Here is a 19127-nt window from a genome sequence, read left to right on the forward strand (position 1 = left end):
CGGCAATTTGTGCATTTGCGCTGAAATCCTGGGGCAGCTTCGCAGCCCGTTCGCGGCACAAGGCCGCTCCTACACAGGAACTGCATCACTTTCGAGACCTGTGTCGATTCTGCCTGGTGCCATTCGACTACCCATTAAAGCAGCCACCGGGCTGCCAACAGGAGAGTCCCCATGCGCAAACTCATCGTAGCCGCCTTCATCAGCCTCGACGGCGTGATGCAAGCTCCCGGCGGCCCGAAGGAAGACACCAGCGGCGGTTTTGCCTACGGCGGCTGGATCGTGCCCTACGCCGAGGAAGTGTTTGGCCAGGCGATGCAGGCATTGTTCAGCCAGCCATTTGAGCTGCTGTTGGGCCGGCGCACCTACGACATTTTTGCCGGCTATTGGCCAAACATCAAAGACAACGCCGAAGACTTCTCCATCGCCAACCTGTTCAACAGCGTGCCCAAGCATGTGGCCACCCACACCCCTGCCACCCTCGACTGGCACAACAGCCACGCTCTCGGCACGGACATCGCCGCTGCGGTACGCTCGCTCAAGCAACAGGACGGCGCCAACCTGCTGACCCAGGGCAGCGCCGAACTGGTGCAGCAACTGCTGGCGGCAGACCTGGTCGATGAACTGCAACTGCTGACCCACCCGCTGCTACTCGGCCACGGCAAACGCCTGTTCGGTCATGACGCAGCAGCAGCGGCCTTTACCTTGCAGCAGTCGCAAGTCTCGCCCAAGGGTGTGATCATCAGCCGCTACGTGCGCGCAGGCCAGGTGCAGACCGGTTCATTCGACGTGGTGTAATCCCGTACAACTTTTGCCCCGCGCAGGCATCGAAACACTGGAAGCCCCTATCCGCTCCAAGGAGGTCAACCATGGCGCTGCGCACTACGCTGCTGCTTTCCTGCATGACCCTGGCGCTGCTCGGCTGCGCCGGCAACGATCAACCGGCACCACCGCACACCCAGCAGGTGGACCTGCAACGCTACCAGGGCACCTGGTATGAACTGGGCCGGCTGCCGATGTTCTTCCAGCGCAACTGCGTGCAGTCCGAGGCACACTATGGTCTGCGCCCGGATGGCCGGATCGACGTGACCAACCGCTGCAAGGAAAAGGACGGCCAGTGGAACGAAGCCAAGGGCATCGCCGAGGCCCAGCAGCCGGGCAGCACCGACAAGCTGTGGGTGCGCTTCGACAACTGGTTCAGCCGCCTGGCACCGGGCCTGACCAAGGGCGAGTACTGGGTGCTGTACCACGACAAGGACTACCGCGTGGCGTTGGTCGGCCACCCCAACCGCGAGTACCTGTGGCTGCTTTCACGCACGCCTGCGGTCACCGACCAGCAGCGCGAGCAACTGCTGACCATCGCCCGGGAGCAAGGGTATGACACCAGCAAGCTCATATGGCGGCAGGGAGACTAGCAGGCGGTCGACGGCTGGCGGCAATCCGGCTATGGTGTGCGCCCTTTCTCGCCTCGAAGGAACGAGACCGTTGAATACCAAGCCGCCGTCAGCACCCCGCATCCGTTTTCTTGCCCTGTGCGTGTTCCATCACCAGGGCAAGATTCTGGTCAACGTGTTCGATGATCCCGTCACCGGCCAGACGCTGTCCCGCCCACTGGGTGGCGGTATCGAGTTCGGAGAGCTGGGCCGCGATGCCATCGCGCGGGAAATCATGGAGGAGTTGGGCCAGCCGATCAGTGATGTCCGCCTGCTCGGCACCCTAGAAAGCCTGTTCACCTATGCCGGCAAACCGGGGCATGAGGTCGTGCAGGTGTACGATGCGCGCTTCGACGACGCCAGCCTGTACCAGCGCGCCTGGCTGGACGGCCACGAGTCCAACGGCAGCCCGTTCCGCGCCCGCTGGTGCGACAGCGCCGATTTCGAGCGCACTTGCCCGCTGGTGCCACAAGGGCTGCAGGCGTTGCTGCACGACTTGGCGCTGTTGGGTTGAAACAAGGAACCTGAGCATGGACCTGTTGTTCCTCGGCACCTGCGCCGGGGTGCCAACCAAGGCACGCAATGTCAGCGCCACGGCGGTGATCGAGGCCAATGGCAGCGGCTGGTACCTGGTCGACTGCGGCGAAGGCACGCAGCATCAGCTGCTGCGGACCCCGCTGTCGATCCGCGACCTGCGCGCCATTTTCATCACCCACGTGCACGGCGACCATTGCTTCGGCCTGCCCGGCCTGCTGGCCAGTGCCGGCATGAGCGGGCGTACCCAACCGCTGGAGCTGATCCTGCCGGCTGCGCTGCATGACTGGGTACGCCAGGGCCTGGTAGCCAGCGACACCTTCCTGCCGTTCGAACTGCGCCTGCTGGCCGTGGAAGAGTTGGTCGAATGGCGCAACGATACCCTGCAGGTGACCACCGTTCAGCTGTCACACCGCGTGCCGAGCGTCGGATTCGTGTTCACCGAACTCAACCCCGAACCGCGCCTGGACATCCCCCGCCTGGAAGCCGAAGGCATACCGCGTGGCCCGCTGTGGGGCGAGCTGGCCAAGGGTTTGACGGTACAGCATGGCGAGCAGTTGCTGAACGGCAACGACTACCTGCGCCCTTCCCGGCCACCGCGGCGGGTGATCGTCTGCGGCGACAACGATACCCCCGAGCTGCTGGCCGACGCTGCCCAAGGCGCGGATGTGCTGGTGCACGAAGCCACGTTCACCCAGGCCGTGGTCGAACGCACCGGGGTCACCTTCGGCCACAGTACCGCGGCGGCGGTGGCGCGCTTTGCCGAAAGCGCAGGCGTGCGCAACCTGGTGCTGACGCACTTCAGCGCCCGTTACCAGAACGACCCGCGGCGCAGCCCGAATATCGACAACGTGCGTGACGAAGCCCTCGCCCACTACCACGGGCAACTGATCCTGGCGCAGGACCTGCAGCGCTATCGCATTGGCCGTGATGGCTGTCTTGAGCCAGCCGGATGAATTAGCATGGCCGGTTTTCCAAAAGGACTTGGCCATGCAACGCATCGTGATTCTGGGCAACGCCGGCAGTGGCAAATCAACCCTGGCCCGCCAGATCGGCGCCCGCCTTGGGACGTCGGTGGTACACCTCGACACGTTGTTCTGGGAGGCCGGTTGGGTAGAACCGGATGCCGAGACCTTTCGCAGCCGGGTACGCGATGCGGTTAGCGGGCAAGCGTGGGTATGCGAGGGCAACTACAGCCGCCGCACCTTCGACCTGCGCTTGCCAAGGGCCGACCTGGTCATCTGGCTGGATACACCACGGCTGACATGCCTGAAGCGGGTCATCCTGCGCAGTGTGATGAACAAGCCACGGCCAGACCTGCCGGCCGGGTGCACAGAGCGGCTGGACCGGGCGTTTCTGACCTTCCTGAAGTTTGTGTGGACGTTCGACCGGGGCTATCGCCCAGGTATCGAAGCGAACCGCCAGGCAATCGGGCCGCAGGTGCCGGTTGTGCATCTGCGTGGTGAGCGGCAGATCGCGGTGTTTCTGGCGAGCCTTTCATCGCCTGTTACGGCCTGATCGCCGGCAAGCCAGCTCCCACAGGGGTATCACCGGGCCTGAGGGCGGCGCTGTACCTGTGGGAGCTGGCTTGCCGGCGATAGGGCCAGTGCAGGCAACATCAATCTCTGGCTAGGCCGCCAAGCGCCCGCTGGCAATCGCTTCCGACGCCTCCAGCATCGCCCGCAGCAACACTGCGCAGCCCGCCGCCAGGTCATCGGGCGTGGCGTTCTCGATTTCGTTGTGGCTGATGCCGTTTTCGCAGGGCACGAAAATCATCCCCGCTGGCCCTAGTTCGGCCAGGAAGATCGCGTCATGCCCCGCGCCGCTGACAATGTCCATGTGCGGCAACCCCAGCGCCTGCGCCGAGGCGCGCACGGCATCGACACAGCCTTTGTCGAAGTACAACGCCGGGAAGTCGGCCGTAGGCACCAGTTCGTGGCTCAAGCCATGCTTGGTACAGGTTGCCTCGATCACCCCGCGCACTTCGGCGATCATCGCATTCAGTTGCTCGCCCTCCAGGTGGCGGAAGTCCAGGGTCATGCGCACCTCACCCGGGATCACGTTACGCGAGCCTGGATACGCCTGCAGGCAACCCACAGTGCCACAGGCATGGGGCTGGTGGCCGAGGGCGGTACGGTTGACCGCCTCCACCACGGCGGCAGCGCCGACCAAGGCGTCCTTGCGCAAGTGCATGGGTGTCGGCCCCGCGTGGGCTTCAACGCCGCGCAAGGTCAGGTCGAACCACTTCTGCCCCAGCGCTCCGAGCACCACGCCGATGGTCTTGGCCTGGTCCTCAAGGATCGGGCCCTGTTCGATATGGGCCTCGAAATAGGCCCCGACCGGGTGACCCAGCACCGCGCGCGGGCCCGCATAGCCGATAGCGTTCAAGGCTTCACCGACGCTGACGCCCTGGGCATCACGCTTGGCCAAGGTTTCCTCTAGGGTGAACTTGCCGGCGAACACCCCTGAACCCATCATGCACGGTGCAAAGCGCGAGCCTTCTTCGTTGGTCCACACCACCACTTCCAGCGGGGCTTCGGTTTCCACGCCCAGGTCGTTCAGGGTACGGATCACCTCCAGCCCGGCCATCACCCCGAAGCAGCCATCGAACTTGCCGCCCGTGGGCTGGGTGTCGATATGGCTGCCCGTCATTACCGGGGGCAGCTTGGGGTTACGCCCCGGGCGGCGGGCGAAGATGTTGCCGACAGCGTCGATGCTGACCGTACAACCGGCGGCCTCGCACCACTGCACGAACAGGTCGCGGGCCTGGCGGTCGAGGTCGGTCAGGGCCAGGCGGCAGACGCCGCCCTTGGCGGTGGCACCGAGGCGGGCCAGGTCCATCAGCGACTGCCACAGGCGGTTGCTGTCGACATGCCGAGCAGTGGTCTTGAGGATCTCTTTGACTGGGGTCACGGGTTTCTCCTTCAGGCTTTTTTTGTTGTCGCTGCGGGCCTCTTCGCGGGTGAACCCGCGCCCACAACCAAACTGGCGAAGACGTAGTACAGCGCGCCGCCCAGCAGCGAGCCGGTAAACCAGCCGTAGTCGTAGAACCAGCTGAAACTGCTGTTGCCAATCGCCATGACCGTCAGCGCCACCGGCAAGCCGAAGGCGGCAAACCCGGGCCAGTTCCACGCCGGGTACACGTCGTCGCGGTACAACCCGGCCAGGTCCAGCTGCTGCCGACGGATCAGGAAGTAGTCCACCACCATGATCCCGGCAATCGGCCCGAGCAGGCTGGAATAGCCCAGCAGCCAGTTGGAATACACGCTCTCCAGGCTCAGGTCGGAGACGATCAGGCCAAGCTTCTTCAGCAACTCATGGCCCATCAGCACGAGGCCGATAAAGCCGGTCAGCCATACCGCGCGGGTGCGCCCGATCAGGCGTGGGGCGATGTTCTGGAAGTCGTTGGTCGGCGACACGATGTTCGCCGCCGTGTTGGTCGACAGTGTGGCAATCACGATCAGCGCCATGGCCAGGGCCACCCAGAACGGGCTGTGGATCCTGCCGATCAGGCTGACCGGGTCTGACACCGTCTCACCCACCAGCGACGCCGAGGCGGCGGTCAGCACCACCCCCAGCGAAGCGAACAGGAACATGGTCAGCGGCAGGCCGAAGATCTGCCCGAGAATCTGGTCCTTCTGGCTGCGGGCGTAGCGGCTGAAGTCGGGAATGTTCAGCGACAAGGTGGCCCAGAAGCCGACCATGGCCGTAAGCCCTGCACAGAAGTAACCGACCACACTCGCCCCTTCCGGGCGCTTGGGTGGTTGCGCCAGCAGTTCGGTCATCGACATGTGTGGCAAGGCCCAGAACAGCAGGCCGACGCCCACCGCCACCAGCAGCGGTGCCGACAGCGTTTCCAGCCACTTGATCGACTCGGCGCCGCGCAGCACCACCCAAAGGTTCAGGCACCAGAAAATCATGAAACCAATCACCTCGCCCGTGCCGGCCAAGGCCTTCCAGCCATCGAACACCGAGCCAAGGAACAGGTGAATGGCCAGCCCGCCGAACATGGTCTGGATACCAAACCAGCCACAGGCAACCACGGCCCGGATCAGGCACGGTACGTTGGAGCCGAGGATGCCGAACGACGAGCGCAGCAGCACCGGGAACGGGATGCCGTACTTGGTGCCGGGGAAAGCGTTGAGGGTAAGCGGGATCAGCACGATCACGTTGGCCAGCAGGATCGCCAGCAGCGCTTCGCCGACACTGAGGCCGAAGTAGGCGGTGAGCACGCCGCCCAGGGTGTAGGTGGGTACGCAGATGGACATGCCCACCCACAAGGCGGTGATGTGCCATTTGTTCCAGGTGCGCTGGTGCACCTTGGTCGGTGCGATGTCGTGGTTGTAGCGCGGGCTGTCGAGGACATCACTGCCCTCGGACAGCTCAAACAGGCCATCCTGCTCGACCACTTCCGATCTGCTCTGTTGCATGGGCCCTTCTCCAGATTTTCTTGTAGTTGTTTGCTCATCGGGCTAATTCGATGGCCGGAGTACACACGCGTATTTGTGCTTAGAAATCTTGACCAGAATTCCATCTTGTCAAGTCAGTCAACAACCCCTGAAAGGCCCGAAGTCAGCGGGTCTTTAAAAATTAATCCTTAAATATCAGATATTTAAAAACCATAAAATTTATAGGAAAATTTTCTTGAAGATTCCCAGATCAGCATCTAGCCTCGAATCTTGTCAGGACTGACAGGATTAACCACCCTGCCTGCCCTGCACCCGAAACAATTCCAAGAACCGGCCCAGACCGGTCAGCCTGCGAGGAAAACGGCATGTCCCTGTTGATCCGTGGCGCCACCGTGGTTACCCACGAAGAGAGTTACCCCGCCGATGTCCTGTGTGCCGATGGCCTGATCCGTGCCATCGGGCAAAACCTCGAACTGCCCACCGACTGCGAGATCCTCGACGGCAGCGGCCAGTACCTGATGCCCGGCGGCATCGACCCGCATACCCACATGCAGTTGCCATTCATGGGCACGGTGGCCAGCGAGGATTTCTTCAGTGGCACCGCTGCGGGCCTAGCCGGTGGCACCACGTCGATCATCGACTTCGTCATCCCCAACCCGCAGCAGTCGCTGCTGGAGGCCTTCCACACCTGGCGCGGCTGGGCGCAAAAGAGCGCCAGCGACTACGGCTTCCATGTGGCCATCACCTGGTGGAGTGAGCAGGTGGCTGAGGAGATGGGCGAACTGGTGACCCGGCATGGGGTGAACAGCTTCAAGCACTTCATGGCCTACAAGAATGCGATCATGGCCGCCGACGACACCTTGGTGGCCAGCTTCGAGCGCTGCCTGCAACTGGGCGCGGTGCCCACCGTGCATGCCGAGAACGGCGAGCTGGTTTACCACCTGCAGAAAAAACTGCTGGCCCAGGGCCTGACCGGGCCGGAGGCACACCCGCTTTCGCGCCCTTCGCAAGTGGAAGGTGAAGCGGCCAGCCGCGCCATCCGCATTGCCGAAACGATTGGTACGCCGCTGTATGTGGTGCACATTTCCAGCCGTGAAGCGCTGGATGAAATCACCTATGCGCGCGCCAAGGGCCAGCCGGTGTACGGCGAAGTCCTGCCCGGGCACCTGCTGCTGGACGACAGCGTCTACCGTGACCCGGACTGGGCCACTGCCGCCGGCTACGTGATGAGCCCGCCGTTCCGCCCGCGCGAACACCAGGAGGCGCTGTGGCGCGGCTTGCAGTCGGGCAACCTGCACACCACGGCCACCGACCACTGCTGCTTCTGCGCCGAGCAGAAAGCCATGGGCCGCGACGACTTCAGCCGCATCCCCAACGGCACCGCCGGCATCGAAGACCGCATGGCGGTACTGTGGGATGCCGGGGTCAACAGCGGGCGCCTGTCGATGCATGAGTTCGTTGCGTTGACCTCCACCAACACGGCGAAAATCTTCAACCTGTTCCCGCGCAAGGGCGCCATCCGCGTGGGTGCCGACGCCGACCTGGTGCTGTGGGACCCGCAGGGCACCCGCACGATCTCGGCCCAGACCCACCACCAGCGGGTGGACTTCAACATCTTCGAAGGGCGCACTGTGCGCGGTGTCCCCAGCCACACCATCAGCCAAGGCAAGGTGCTCTGGGCCGATGGCGACCTGCGCGCCGAGGCCGGTGCGGGGCGGTATGTGGAACGGCCGGCGTATCCGTCGGTGTACGAGGTGCTGGGGCGACGCGCCGAACGGCAGCGCCCGACGCCCGTTCAGCGCTGAGGCGATTGGGGCTGCTGCGCAGCCCGTTTCAAGCCAAATATAATAAAGAGAGAGGCTACAACCGTGATCGACGCCCTGAACCACTTGCCGCGCCCCCGGGCCGGTGCCGACCAGTTGGCCGAGCGCTTCAGCGACCTGGCCCCACCCCTCACCGCCCGCCAGGCCGCCGTCGAAAGTGCGCGCTGCCTGTACTGCTACGACGCCCCCTGCGTCAACGCGTGCCCCAGTGACATCGACATCCCGTCATTCATCCACCGCATCAGCGACGAAAACCTGCAAGGCGCCGCCGAGCGCATCCTCTCGGCCAACATCCTGGGAGGCAGCTGCGCCCGCGTCTGCCCCACCGAAATCCTCTGCCAGCAAGCCTGCGTGCGCAACAACGCGCAGGAATGTGCACCGGTACTGATCGGCCAGTTGCAGCGCTACGCCCTTGACAACGCCCACTTCACCGAACACCCGTTCAAGCGCTCACCGGCTACCGGCAAACGCATCGCCGTAGTCGGCGCCGGCCCTGCCGGGCTGTCCTGCGCGCACCGGCTGGCCATGCACGGGCATGACGTGGTGGTGTTCGAGGCCTGCGACAAGGCCGGCGGGCTTAACGAGTACGGCATCGCCCGCTACAAGCTGGTCGACGACTACGCCCAGCGTGAAGTGGAGTTCCTGCTGGGCATTGGCGGCATCGAAGTACGCCATGGCCAGCGCCTGGGCGGCAACCTCAGCCTGGGCGAACTGCGCGATCAGTACGACGCGGTGTTCCTCGGCCTCGGTCTGAACGCCGTGCGCCAGCTGGGCCTGCCCGATGAAGAAGCCCCGGGCGTGCTCGCCGCTACCGAATACATCCGCGAGTTGCGCCAGGCCGATGACCTGAGCCAGCTACCCTTGGCCGACCGCTGCCTGGTGATCGGTGCTGGCAATACCGCCATCGACATGGCCGTGCAGATGAGCCGCCTGGGGGCCCGCGACGTCAACCTGGTGTACCGCCGTGGCCACGCCGACATGGGCGCCACCGGCCACGAGCAGGACATCGCCAAGGCCAACCAGGTGCGCCTGCACACCTGGGCCCGCCCCGACGCCGTGCTGCTGGACGACGCCGGCAAGGTGCGCGGCATGCGCTTTGCCCGCACCGAACTGGCGGACGGCCGCCTGCGCGACACCGGCGAAACCTTCGAGCTGGCCGCCGATGCCATCTTCAAGGCCATCGGCCAGCGCTTCGACGATGCCTGCCTCGTCGACCCGGTGGCCGCACAACTGGCCCGCGAGGGTGAGCGCATTCGCGTTGACGAAACCCTGCAGACCAGCCTGCCGGGCGTGTATGCCGGCGGCGACTGCACCGCCCTGGGCCAGGACCTTACCGTCCAGGCCGTGCAGCACGGCAAGCTGGCCGCCGAAGCCATCCATGCCCAACTCATGCTCAACGTGGAGGCAGCGTAAATGGCCGACTTGTCTATCGTATTTGCCGGCATCAAGGCACCCAACCCGTTCTGGCTGGCGTCCGCACCGCCAACCGACAAGGCCTACAACGTGGTCCGCGCCTTCGAGGCCGGCTGGGGCGGCGTGGTCTGGAAAACCCTGGGCGAGGACCCGGCGGCGGTCAACGTGTCGTCGCGCTATTCGGCGCACTACGGCGCCAACCGCCTGGTGCAGGGCATCAACAACATCGAGCTGATAACCGACCGTTCGCTGGAAATCAACCTGCGCGAAATCACCCAGGTGAAGAAAGACTGGCCCGACCGAGCCTTGATCGTGTCGCTGATGGTGCCGTGCGTGGAGGACTCGTGGAAGTTCATCCTGCCGCTGGTGGAAGCCACCGGTGCCGATGGCATCGAGCTGAACTTCGGCTGCCCGCACGGCATGCCGGAACGTGGCATGGGTGCGGCAGTCGGCCAGGTGCCGGAATACGTGGAGCTGGTCACCCGCTGGTGCAAGACGTACTGCTCGCTGCCGGTGATCGTCAAGCTCACGCCGAACATCACCGACATCCGCCAGTCAGCTCGCGCTGCGCACCGCGGCGGGGCCGATGCGGTGTCGTTGATCAACACCATCAACTCCATCACCAGCGTCGACCTGGACCGCATGGTCGCCCACCCCATCGTCGGTGACCAGAGCACCCATGGCGGTTATTGCGGCTCGGCAGTGAAGCCGATTGCCCTGAACATGGTGGCGGAAATTGCCCGCGACCCGGAAACGCGCGGCTTGCCGATCTGCGGCATTGGCGGCATCGGCAACTGGCGTGATGCGGCTGAGTTCATCGCCCTGGGCAGTGGCGCCGTGCAGGTGTGCACCGCGGCGATGCTGCACGGGTTCCGTATTGTCGAGGACATGAAGGACGGCCTGGCGCGCTGGATGGACCAGCATGGGCATCACACTGTCGAAGCGTTCCGCGGGCAGGCGGTGGGGCACACCACCGACTGGAAGTACCTGGACATCAACTATAAATCGGTGGCGCACATCGATCAGGAGGCGTGCATTGGCTGTGGGCGCTGCCACATCGCCTGTGAGGATACCTCGCACCAGGCCATTGCCAGCACGCTGAAGGCAGATGGCACACATGCCTACAGCGTGATCGAAGAGGAATGCGTGGGCTGCAACCTGTGCCAGATCACCTGCCCGGTAGAAAACTGCATCGAGATGCAGGCGCAGGATACCGGCAAGCCGTACCTGAACTGGACGCAGGACCCGCGTAACCCCTACCGCGAGGCCAGTTAAGGTAGATCACTGCCTGAACCAGCAACGCGATCGGTATAGGAGCGGCCTTGTGCCGCTCCTATAATGGACCGCGTCAGGCTGGAACCTCGGGTCAGGGCTCCAGCCCGATCCCACGCAAGATCACGCTGGTCACCGTCTGCACCGCACTCTCGAACGCCATGTCCGAAAGCACCTCACCACCATTGAGCAACTGCACCTGGTAACCAAAGTCGGCATAGTGCTGGGTAGACGCCCAGATCATGTACAACAACGCCGACGGCTCCACCGGCAGAATACGCCCCTCCTCCACCCAACGGCGAATCTTGGCTTCCTTCAATTTCGCCCAGGGCACCAGGCTGTCATCCAGGTTCACCCCAAGCACCGGCGCCCCGTGCAGCATCTCTTCGGCCCAGATCTTCGAGCCCAGCGGCCGCGAGCGCGAGTGGCCCATCTTGGCCCTGATGTAGCTGGTCAGCACCACGCGCGGGTCGTCGAAGTTCTCGAAGCACAGTGCGTCCTGCTTCCACACATCCAGCAGGTCCTGCAGCACCGCACGGAACAACTCGTCCTTGGTGCTGAAGTAATAGTGCAAGTTGGAGCGTGGCAATTCGGCCTGCTCGGCGATGTCCCCCATGGAGGTGGCGCCGTAGCCTTTCTCGGCAAACACCTTTTCCGCCGCCTGCAAGATTTTCTCGATATTGCGTCGGCGAATTTCGATCTTGTGATTGGCCATCAGGCTTGGGCCGCCCAAACCGCCAAGCCACCGGTCAACCGGCCGTCACTGAACTCGATATTGTCGATTTGCCGGTCAGTACCGCGAATGCCCATGTGTGCTCCGTGCCGAAGGGGTTTGGCCTAGTCTACTCCGCTCGTTTCACACTTTTATATCAGGCGGCCTGAAACAACCGGGTAATCACGGGCTGATGGCGGTGGCGCGCCTGCCAGATATCGTAATCAGCCTGAATGGCCAACCATAGGCGGGCGGTACTGATACCCGCCATCTCCAGGCGTACAGCCAGGTCCGGAGACATTGCCGCGCGGCCATGCAGTACCCGCGAAAGCGCTTCGCGGGAAAACCCAAGGTGCGACGCGAAGGCTTTTACCGTCAGGCCAAGCGCTGGCAAAACATCTTCGCGCAAGGTTTCGCCAGGATGTGGCGGATTGTGCAAAGTCATGAACAGCTCTCCGAACTAGGTGTACGCACCTAGTGTGACCCTACACATCACACTCATACAGACAATATATGTGACGCAATGCGTCACAATTGACGGAGTACCAAGCCTATCGCGCACCTTGTGGGAGCGGGTTCACCCGCGAACACCGGCGAAGCCGGTGCCATGCTGCGCGTTGTATTCTTCGCGGGTAAACCCGCTCCCACAGGGATCTCACGCGATTCTAGATATTGAGCAAGGCAGTTGCTACGTTCATCCGCTACCCGCACCTCGCCCGGTCGCGCACCGGGCACTGTGCGCGATGAAGATTGAGTGCGGTGTTGATGATGCCGATATGGCTGAACGCCTGGGGGAAGTTGCCGAGCATGCGCTGGCCGGCCGGGTCGTATTGTTCGGCCAGCAGGCCAAGGTCGTTGGTCAGGCCGGTCAGGTGCTGGTACAGCGCTTCGGCTTCAGCCTGGCGGCCCAGCAAAACATAAACGTCTGCCAGCCAGAACGAACACACCAGGAAGGTGCCCTCCCCCGGCGTCAGGCCATCGCTGCAACTGTCAGTGTCGTAGCGCATCAGCAGGCCGTTCTTCAGCAGGCGCCGTTCGACCTGCTCCAGCGTGCGTAAAAAGCGGGGGTCATCCACCGGCAGGAAGCCGGTCAGGGCAACTTGCAACAGGCTGGCGTCCATTTCGGTAGAGCCATACGCCTGGACGAAGAACTGGCCGCTGGGGTCCAGGCCTTGCTCGCAGACTTCGCGGTGAATCTCGTCGGCCACCTGGCGGTAATGCTGCCCGCGCTCGCGGCCTTCTTCAGTGGTGTCGGCCAACCCCGCAGCACGGTCGAAGGCGACCCAGGCCATCACCTTGGAGTGGACGAACTGCTGCCGGCCGCCGCGCACTTCCCAGATGCCTTCGTCCGGCTCGCGCCAGATGCCTTCGAGATAAGGCATGATCAGGCGGGAGATGGCGGCGCTGCGCGGGTGGCGCGGCAGGCCGCCCTTGATCGCCTGGGACATGGCATCGGCCAGTTCGCCATAGATGTCCAGCTGCATCTGCTGCGATGCGGCATTGCCTACCCGCACGGGTTGCGAATGCTCGTAACCGGCCAGCCACGGCAAGGTGTATTCCTGCAGGTCGCGCTCGCCCGCCAGGCCATACATGATCTGCATTTGCTCGGGGTTGCCGGCTACCGAGCGCAGCAGCCATTCGCGCCAGGCCTGGGCCTCGTCGAAGTAGCCGAGGTTCATGAACGCCAGCAAGGTCATGGTGGCGTCGCGCAGCCAGCAGAAGCGGTAGTCCCAGTTGCGCTCCCCGCCCACACGCTCGGGCAGCGAGGTGGTGACGGCGGCGACGATGCCGCCAGTGGGGGCGTAGGTCATGGCCTTGAGGGTGAGCAACGAGCGGCGCACCAGCGGGGTATAGGGGCCTACCTGCGGGCACCGGGCAGCGAAGGCCTGCCATTGCTGGAGGGTTTGCTGCAGCGCAGCCTCGACATCGCAATCGGGCTGCACAGGCAGGTGCGAGGGTTGGTGGCGCATGCTGAACACATGGCGCTCCCCCGCACAGACGCGAAAACGTGCAACGGTGTGGTGGTCACGGGCGTGCGAGGGGACCGTGCTGCACAGGATCAGGCGGTCGGGGCCGGCCACAGCGCTCAGGGTCAGGGGGTCGAGCTTTTCTACCCAAGGCACGCTGCGCCCGTAGTCGAAACGCAGGACCAGGTCCATCTCGAAGTTGATTTCGCCAGCCAGGCCTTCGACGATGCGCACCACCGAGTTGACCTCGCCCAGGGGCATCAGGTCGAGCACCCGTGCCCGGCCAGAGGCGGTGACCCAGGTGGTTTCAAGTACCAGGGTGTCCTCCAGGTATTGCCGGCTGGTGTGCTCGACCGGGTCGCAGGGGGCCAGGCGCCAGCGGCCGTTTTCTTCATTGCCCAGCAGGGCCGCAAACACGGCGGGGGCGTCGAAGCGTGGCAGGCACAGCCAGTCAATGGAGCCATCGCGGCTGACCAGGGCGGCGCTGCGGCAATTGCCCAGCAAGGCGTAGTCTTCGATGTGGGCAGGCATTAGGTCTCCTTGATGTGATTGCCTGTGCCGGCCCTTTAGCCGCGAAAGGGCCGGCACAGGCTTTACAAAAGTCTCACCCCAAGCGGTGCCACTCGCGCTTGTCGCGGGTCAGCAATTCATTGCCGGCTTCCGGCCCGTCTTCACCAGCCGGGTACTCATGCACCTCGCTGGCCTGCGCCCACGCATCCAGAAACGGCTGCACCGCCCGCCAGCCGTTCTCGATGTTGTCGGCCCGCTGGAACAGGGTCTGGTCACCGGTCAGGCAGTCGTAGATCAGCGTCTCGTAGCCGGTCGCCGGGGTCATCTTGAAGAAGTCCTTGTAGGCAAAGCCCATCTCGACGTTCTCCATCACCAGCTCCGGGCCGGGCCGTTTGGCCTGCAGGTCAAACCACATGCCTTCGTTGGGCTGAATCTGGATTTTCAGGTAGTTGGGCTTGGGCCGCTCCAGCTCCGACTCGCGGAACTGCGCATAGGGCGCGGGCTTGAAGCAAATGGCAATTTCGGTGTCGCGCACGCTCATGCGCTTGCCGGTGCGCAAGTAGAACGGCACGCCAGCCCAACGCCAGTTGTCGATCATCACCTTAAGCGCCACGTAGGTTTCGGTCTGGCTGTCAGGCGCCACGTTGGCCTCCTGGCGGTAGCCGGGCAGCTGCTTGCGCCCCTGCTTGCCGGCACTGTACTGGCCGCGCACCGAGTTTTTCAGGGCCATTTTCGCCGACCATGGGCGAATGGCACCGACCACCTTGGCCTTTTCGCCGCGCACCGCGTCGGCGCCGAACGCGGCCGGTGGCTCCATGGCCACCATTGCCAGCAACTGGAACAGGTGGTTGGGAACCATGTCGCGCAGGGCCCCGGTGCTGTCGTAGAACGCACCACGGGTTTCGACGCCGACCGTTTCCGCAGCGGTGATCTGCACGTGGTCGATGTAGTGGTTGTTCCAGAACGATTCGAACAGGCCGTTGGAGAAGCGGCTGACCAGAATGTTCTGCACCGTCTCTTTGCCCAGGTAATGGTCGATGCGGTAGATCTGCCGTTCGCCCATCACTTTCAACAGGCAGGCGTTGAGCGCCTCGGCGCTGGCCAGGTCGGTGCCGAATGGCTTCTCGACCACGACGCGGCGGAAGCCGCCGCCAGACTCGTCGAGCAAGCCAGCCTGCCCCAGGCGCTGCGCCACCTCGGGGAAGAAGCGCGGCGAGGTGGCCAGGTAGAAGATGGCATTGCCGTGGCTGGTTTTGTCGATGCGCTTGGCCAGGGCCTGGTAAGTTGCCGGGTCGAGGAAATCGCCCGTCTGGTAATCCAGGCGCTTGGCCAGGCGTGCCCAGAGCTTTTCGTCCAGGCACTTGGCGCTGCCCTCGCCGCCTTTGTCACGCTCGAGCATGAACGCATGCAGGCGCGCGGCGAAATCCTCGGCGCTGGCCGGGTTGTGGTCGACGCCAACGATGCGCAGGTTGCGGTCCAGCAAACCGTCGCGGCTGAGGTTGTACAGCGCCGGCATCAGCAGGCGCTTGACCAGGTCGCCATTGGCGCCAAACAGGAACAGGGTACAAGGGGGGGCGGCTGGAATGGTCTGTTTGGTCATTCGCCTTTCTTCTCGACGTGGCCACCGAAGCCCAGGCGCATGGCCGAAAGGACCTTGTCACCATAAGTGCCCTGCTGCTGGCGCGAGCGGAAGCGCGCAAACAGTGCGCTGGACAGCACCGGCACCGGCACCGCCTGCTCGACGGCGGCATCGATGGTCCAGCGGCCTTCGCCACTGTCGGATACCGAGCCACTGAACTGCGACAGCTGCGGGTCGGCCACCAAGGCATCGGCGGTGAGGTCGAGCAGCCATGAGGTCACCACGCTGCCACGCCGCCACACTTCGGCGATTTCGGCCACGTTCAGGTCAAAGCGCTGGTCTTGCGGCAGCTCGTTGCCGCCTTTGCTGCGCAGGAGGTCGAAGCCTTCGGCATAGGCCTGCATCAGGCCGTACTCGATACCGTTATGCACCATTTTCACGTAGTGCCCGGCGCCCGGTGGGCCAGCGTGGATATAGCCATGCTCGGCGCGCTGGTGCTCGCCGCTGCGGCCATGCGTGCGCGGGATGTCACCCACGCCCGGGGCCAGCGCCTTGAACAGTGGCTCCAGGCGCTCGAACACGTCCTTTTCGCCGCCGATCATCATGCAATAGCCACGGTCCAGGCCCCATACGCCGCCAGAAGTGCCGACGTCCAGGTAATGCAGGCCGCGTTTTGCCAGCTCGGCAGCGCGGCGCATGTCGTCCTTGTAGAAGGTATTGCCGCCGTCGATGATCGCATCGCCCGGCTCCAGCAGCTCGGCCAGCTGCGCGATGGTCTGCTCGGTGGGCTCGCCGGCCGGCAGCATTACCCACACTGCGCGCGGCGCTTTCAGCTTTTGTACCAACGCACCGAGGTCGTGCGCGCCTTGCGCGCCCTCGCCCTCCAGCCCGGTAATGGCCTCGCGGTTGCGGTCGTGCACCACGGTGCGGTGGCCGGCGCGCATCAGGCGCCTTGCGATATTGCCGCCCATGCGGCCCAGCCCGACGATTCCCAATTGCATGAGCCGATGCTCCCTTAAGAAATGGATGACAACACAGTCCAGCGTTTCAGATTAGTCCAGCATGCCGCCCGAGGGTTCAGCGACGAACGGCAAGACCACGATAAACAAAAAAGTTCCCACCAACTGCAAAAGAATTCAGAATGCGCCCCGCGTGAAGCGTCTACGCTTTGACTTGTCACCAGCCAAAACCGCGAGGTGTGCTCATGGGTACCTTGATGCCTACAACCCCAACCCAGACCCTCTATGTCTCCGTGCGCCGTGATGAGCTGCGTAAACTGAAAGACGAACGTGACCAGCTGCGCCAACAGGTCGCCCAGTTGAACCTGCTGCTGGCGCAACAGCGCGCTGGCGACAAGGCTACAAGCCTCTAGTTTTTTCCCTCTTGTGGGGGCTGCCTGGCTCCCACTCGCCGCTTTCAAAGCTACCCATTCAACTTGTTGCGCACCATCAAGGTGCGTTACCGGTGGCGAGCCACATTTTGGCCCACCCCTCAACCACCCCGCACCACCGTCGCCCAAACCATTTCACAACCGGTCACAAACGCCAACGTTTGCGTCTATTGCGCACATAACAATAGTGACCAGTGGGTCACCTTTTTATCACTTTCTCTCCTACACTCGGTTTTCGGCCCGCCAATTGCTCAGTGGAAGAGTGACCCAAAAAAAGTCGAACTTTCAGGAAACCCGGCGGGTCATCAACATAAGCAGGCCAGACGCATCGGGCTATCCCGATCCTGAGCCCGCACACCCCAAACAGTCCAATCGCCTTCGGCCGGAATGCCGATCGCGCTGTGCCTGCGCGCACGACCCTGGGGCATGGAACGCACTAAGCAGTTTCGAATTAGAGAGAACCAACACGAAATATCTTCACGGGTGCCAGCACCCGGCCAAGCATAGGGACGGAGAGAAGTATGATCAGTGCCGCTGTCGAGCCTCACGTAGATTCATTCAAACCGGACAACCGCGAGCCGCTCACCCCGGATTTCGCCACGACAGGCAAGGCACCCGGCGCCCAGCGCCAGCACAACCCGAACATGCGCAAGATTCTGTTCGTCACCTCGGAAATCGCAGACCTGGTAAAGACCGGAGGCCTGGGCGACGTGTCCGCCGCCCTGCCCCGTGCCCTGGCCCACCTGCACGATGTACGGGTGCTGATCCCTGGCTACCGCCAGGTAATGGAAAGCGACAACCCGATCCATATCGTCGGTGAACTGGGCGGTCACGCGGCCCTGCCGCCCTGCAAGATCGGGCGCATGGACATGGCTGACGGCCTGGTCATCTATGTATTGATCTGCCCCGAGCTGTACCAGCGCGACGGCACACCCTATGGTGCCAACAACGGCCGCGACTGGCCCGACAACCACATCCGCTTCGCCCGCCTGGGCCTGGCGGCTGCCGAAATCGCGGCTGGCGAAGGCAAGATCCACTGGAAACCGGAAGTGGTTCACGCGCATGACTGGCCCGCTGGCCTGGCGCCTGCCTACATGCATTGGCGCGGGTTGAACACGCCTACCCTGTTCACCATTCACAACCTGGCGTACCAGGGGGTGTACAGCCGTGGTTGCAGCCCGGAGCTGGCAATTCCCGACCACGCCATGCAGCAGGAAGGCATGGAGTTCTACGGCAAGCTGTCGTTCCTCAAGGCTGGCCTGGCTTACTCCAGCCACATCACCACCGTCAGCGCCACCTATGCCCGGGAAATCACCACCCCGGAATTCGGCTGCGGCCTGGACGGCTTCCTCGCCAGCAAAGCCCAGCAAGGCCTGCTCGGCGGTATCCCCAACGGTATCGACGAAAGCTGGGACTCGGCCACCGACAAGCACCTGCAGCACAACTTCAGCATCAACGACTGGGAAGGCAAGGCGCGCAACACTCAGGAGGTACGCGCTCTGTTCGGTCTGCAGGATTCTGACGGACCGCTGTTCGCCGTGGTATCACGGTTGGTGTACCAGAAGGGCCTGGACCTGACCTTGGGTGTGGCCGACTACATCGTCGAACAAGGCGGGCAGATTGCGATCATCGGCCGTGGCGAGCCGGAAGAAGAACAGGCCATGCGCGAGCTGGCGCTGCGCCACCCCGGCCGCATCGGCGTGCGCATCGGTTTCAACGAAACCGACGCCCGGCGCATGTTCGCCGGCAGCGACTTCTTGCTGATGCCGTCGCGCTACGAGCCCTGCGGCCTCAGCCAGATGTACGCGCAACGCTTCGGCTCGCTGCCGGTAGCGCGCAACACTGGCGGCCTGGCCGACACCATCGAGTGCGGCGTCACGGGCTTCCTGTTCAACGAGTCGACGGTGGAGAGCTACCGGGAGGCACTCAGCCGTGCCTTCTATGTATACGGCAAGAAGGACCTGCTGAACGCCATGCGCTGCCTGTCGATGACCCAGCCATTCAACTGGTGCCAGGCGGTGGAACCCTACGCCCGCCTCTACGAGGACCTGGTCAAGCAGGCACAACTGAGCCACTACTGAGCGGGGG

At 63.7% G+C, this 19127-nt stretch carries 17 protein-coding genes; 10 read left to right on the plus strand and 7 right to left on the minus strand.

Annotation, left to right across the window (positions count from 1 at the left end; all coding sequences use genetic code 11):
* Positions 1–171 precede the first annotated feature (171 nt).
* The 5 genes from MRBLPB4O_RS18905 to MRBLPB4O_RS18925 all read left to right on the plus strand — a co-directional run bounded on the left by MRBLPB4O_RS18905 (position 172) and on the right by MRBLPB4O_RS18925 (position 3482).
* Complete coding sequence (locus MRBLPB4O_RS18905) at positions 172–795, plus strand: dihydrofolate reductase family protein (RefSeq protein ID WP_341796252.1); 624 nt, start codon at positions 172–174, stop codon at positions 793–795.
* A 71-nt stretch (positions 796–866) separates the two neighbouring features.
* A complete protein-coding gene (locus tag MRBLPB4O_RS18910) occupies positions 867–1412 on the plus strand; it encodes a lipocalin family protein (RefSeq protein WP_016498835.1) in 546 nt (181 codons plus the stop codon).
* Positions 1413–1443: 31 nt separating this feature from the next.
* Positions 1444–1944: an NUDIX hydrolase gene (locus tag MRBLPB4O_RS18915; RefSeq protein WP_241800954.1), complete on the plus strand. Its 501-nt coding sequence runs from the start codon at positions 1444–1446 to the stop codon at positions 1942–1944.
* Positions 1945–1960: 16 nt separating this feature from the next.
* A complete protein-coding gene (locus MRBLPB4O_RS18920; RefSeq protein WP_341796253.1) occupies positions 1961–2920 on the plus strand; it encodes a ribonuclease Z in 960 nt (319 codons plus the stop codon).
* 34 nt (positions 2921–2954) lie between these two features.
* A complete protein-coding gene (locus tag MRBLPB4O_RS18925; protein WP_341796254.1) occupies positions 2955–3482 on the plus strand; it encodes an AAA family ATPase in 528 nt (175 codons plus the stop codon).
* Between the two features lie 111 nt (positions 3483–3593).
* Here the strand turns inward: MRBLPB4O_RS18925 and MRBLPB4O_RS18930 are convergent, their stop codons facing one another.
* Together MRBLPB4O_RS18930 and MRBLPB4O_RS18935 are read right to left on the minus strand one after the other, a co-directional pair.
* Entirely contained in the window at positions 3594–4877 is a 1284-nt protein-coding gene (locus MRBLPB4O_RS18930) for a Zn-dependent hydrolase (RefSeq protein ID WP_341796255.1), read from the minus strand.
* Positions 4878–4888: 11 nt separating this feature from the next.
* On the minus strand, positions 4889–6394 hold the full coding sequence (locus MRBLPB4O_RS18935; protein WP_341796256.1) for an NCS1 family nucleobase:cation symporter-1: 1506 nt from the start codon (positions 6392–6394) through the stop codon (positions 4889–4891).
* 344 nt (positions 6395–6738) lie between these two features.
* Here MRBLPB4O_RS18935 and hydA point away from each other — a divergent pair, with 344 nt between their 5' ends.
* From hydA to preA, 3 genes are all read left to right on the plus strand, one after another.
* On the plus strand, positions 6739–8178 hold the full coding sequence (hydA, locus tag MRBLPB4O_RS18940; protein ID WP_341796257.1) for a dihydropyrimidinase: 1440 nt from the start codon (positions 6739–6741) through the stop codon (positions 8176–8178).
* A 63-nt stretch (positions 8179–8241) separates the two neighbouring features.
* Positions 8242–9609: an NAD(P)-dependent oxidoreductase gene (locus tag MRBLPB4O_RS18945; protein WP_341796258.1), complete on the plus strand. Its 1368-nt coding sequence runs from the start codon at positions 8242–8244 to the stop codon at positions 9607–9609.
* Positions 9610–10884, plus strand: a complete 1275-nt coding sequence (gene preA, locus MRBLPB4O_RS18950; protein ID WP_049274900.1) for an NAD-dependent dihydropyrimidine dehydrogenase subunit PreA — start codon at positions 9610–9612, stop codon at positions 10882–10884.
* A gap of 91 nt (positions 10885–10975) precedes the next feature.
* Here preA and MRBLPB4O_RS18955 read toward each other — a convergent pair whose 3' ends face one another.
* The 5 genes from MRBLPB4O_RS18955 to gnd all read right to left on the minus strand — a co-directional run bounded on the left by MRBLPB4O_RS18955 (position 10976) and on the right by gnd (position 16650).
* Positions 10976–11596: a TetR/AcrR family transcriptional regulator gene (locus MRBLPB4O_RS18955; RefSeq protein WP_341796259.1), complete on the minus strand. Its 621-nt coding sequence runs from the start codon at positions 11594–11596 to the stop codon at positions 10976–10978.
* Positions 11597–11750: 154 nt separating this feature from the next.
* The gene (locus MRBLPB4O_RS18960) at positions 11751–12038 is read right to left on the minus strand and encodes a HigA family addiction module antitoxin (RefSeq protein ID WP_063422603.1); all 288 of its coding nucleotides are present in this window, start codon (positions 12036–12038) and stop codon (positions 11751–11753) included.
* A 256-nt stretch (positions 12039–12294) separates the two neighbouring features.
* Positions 12295–14091 (minus strand): glycoside hydrolase family 15 protein, encoded by a 1797-nt coding sequence (locus MRBLPB4O_RS18965; RefSeq protein WP_341796260.1) that lies wholly within the window; start codon positions 14089–14091, stop codon positions 12295–12297.
* 73 nt (positions 14092–14164) lie between these two features.
* Positions 14165–15670 carry a glucose-6-phosphate dehydrogenase gene (gene zwf / locus MRBLPB4O_RS18970; RefSeq protein WP_341796261.1) on the minus strand — a complete coding sequence of 502 codons (1506 nt, stop codon included), beginning with the start codon at positions 15668–15670 and terminating at the stop codon, positions 14165–14167.
* Positions 15667–16650: a phosphogluconate dehydrogenase (NAD(+)-dependent, decarboxylating) gene (gene gnd / locus MRBLPB4O_RS18975; protein ID WP_341796262.1), complete on the minus strand. Its 984-nt coding sequence runs from the start codon at positions 16648–16650 to the stop codon at positions 15667–15669. The genes zwf and gnd overlap by 4 nt, the downstream gene beginning before the upstream one ends.
* A gap of 203 nt (positions 16651–16853) precedes the next feature.
* Between gnd and MRBLPB4O_RS18980 the strand changes: the two genes are divergently transcribed.
* Entirely contained in the window at positions 16854–17021 is a 168-nt protein-coding gene (locus tag MRBLPB4O_RS18980; RefSeq protein WP_341796263.1) for a DUF6026 family protein, read from the plus strand.
* A gap of 539 nt (positions 17022–17560) precedes the next feature.
* Positions 17561–19120 (plus strand): glycogen synthase GlgA, encoded by a 1560-nt coding sequence (glgA, locus tag MRBLPB4O_RS18985; RefSeq protein WP_341796264.1) that lies wholly within the window; start codon positions 17561–17563, stop codon positions 19118–19120.
* The last annotated feature ends 7 nt before the right edge of the window (positions 19121–19127 follow it).

It is taken from the genome of Pseudomonas sp. LPB4.O, from assembly GCF_038383825.1.
GTDB classification, from domain to species: Bacteria; Pseudomonadota; Gammaproteobacteria; order Pseudomonadales; family Pseudomonadaceae; genus Aquipseudomonas; species Aquipseudomonas putida.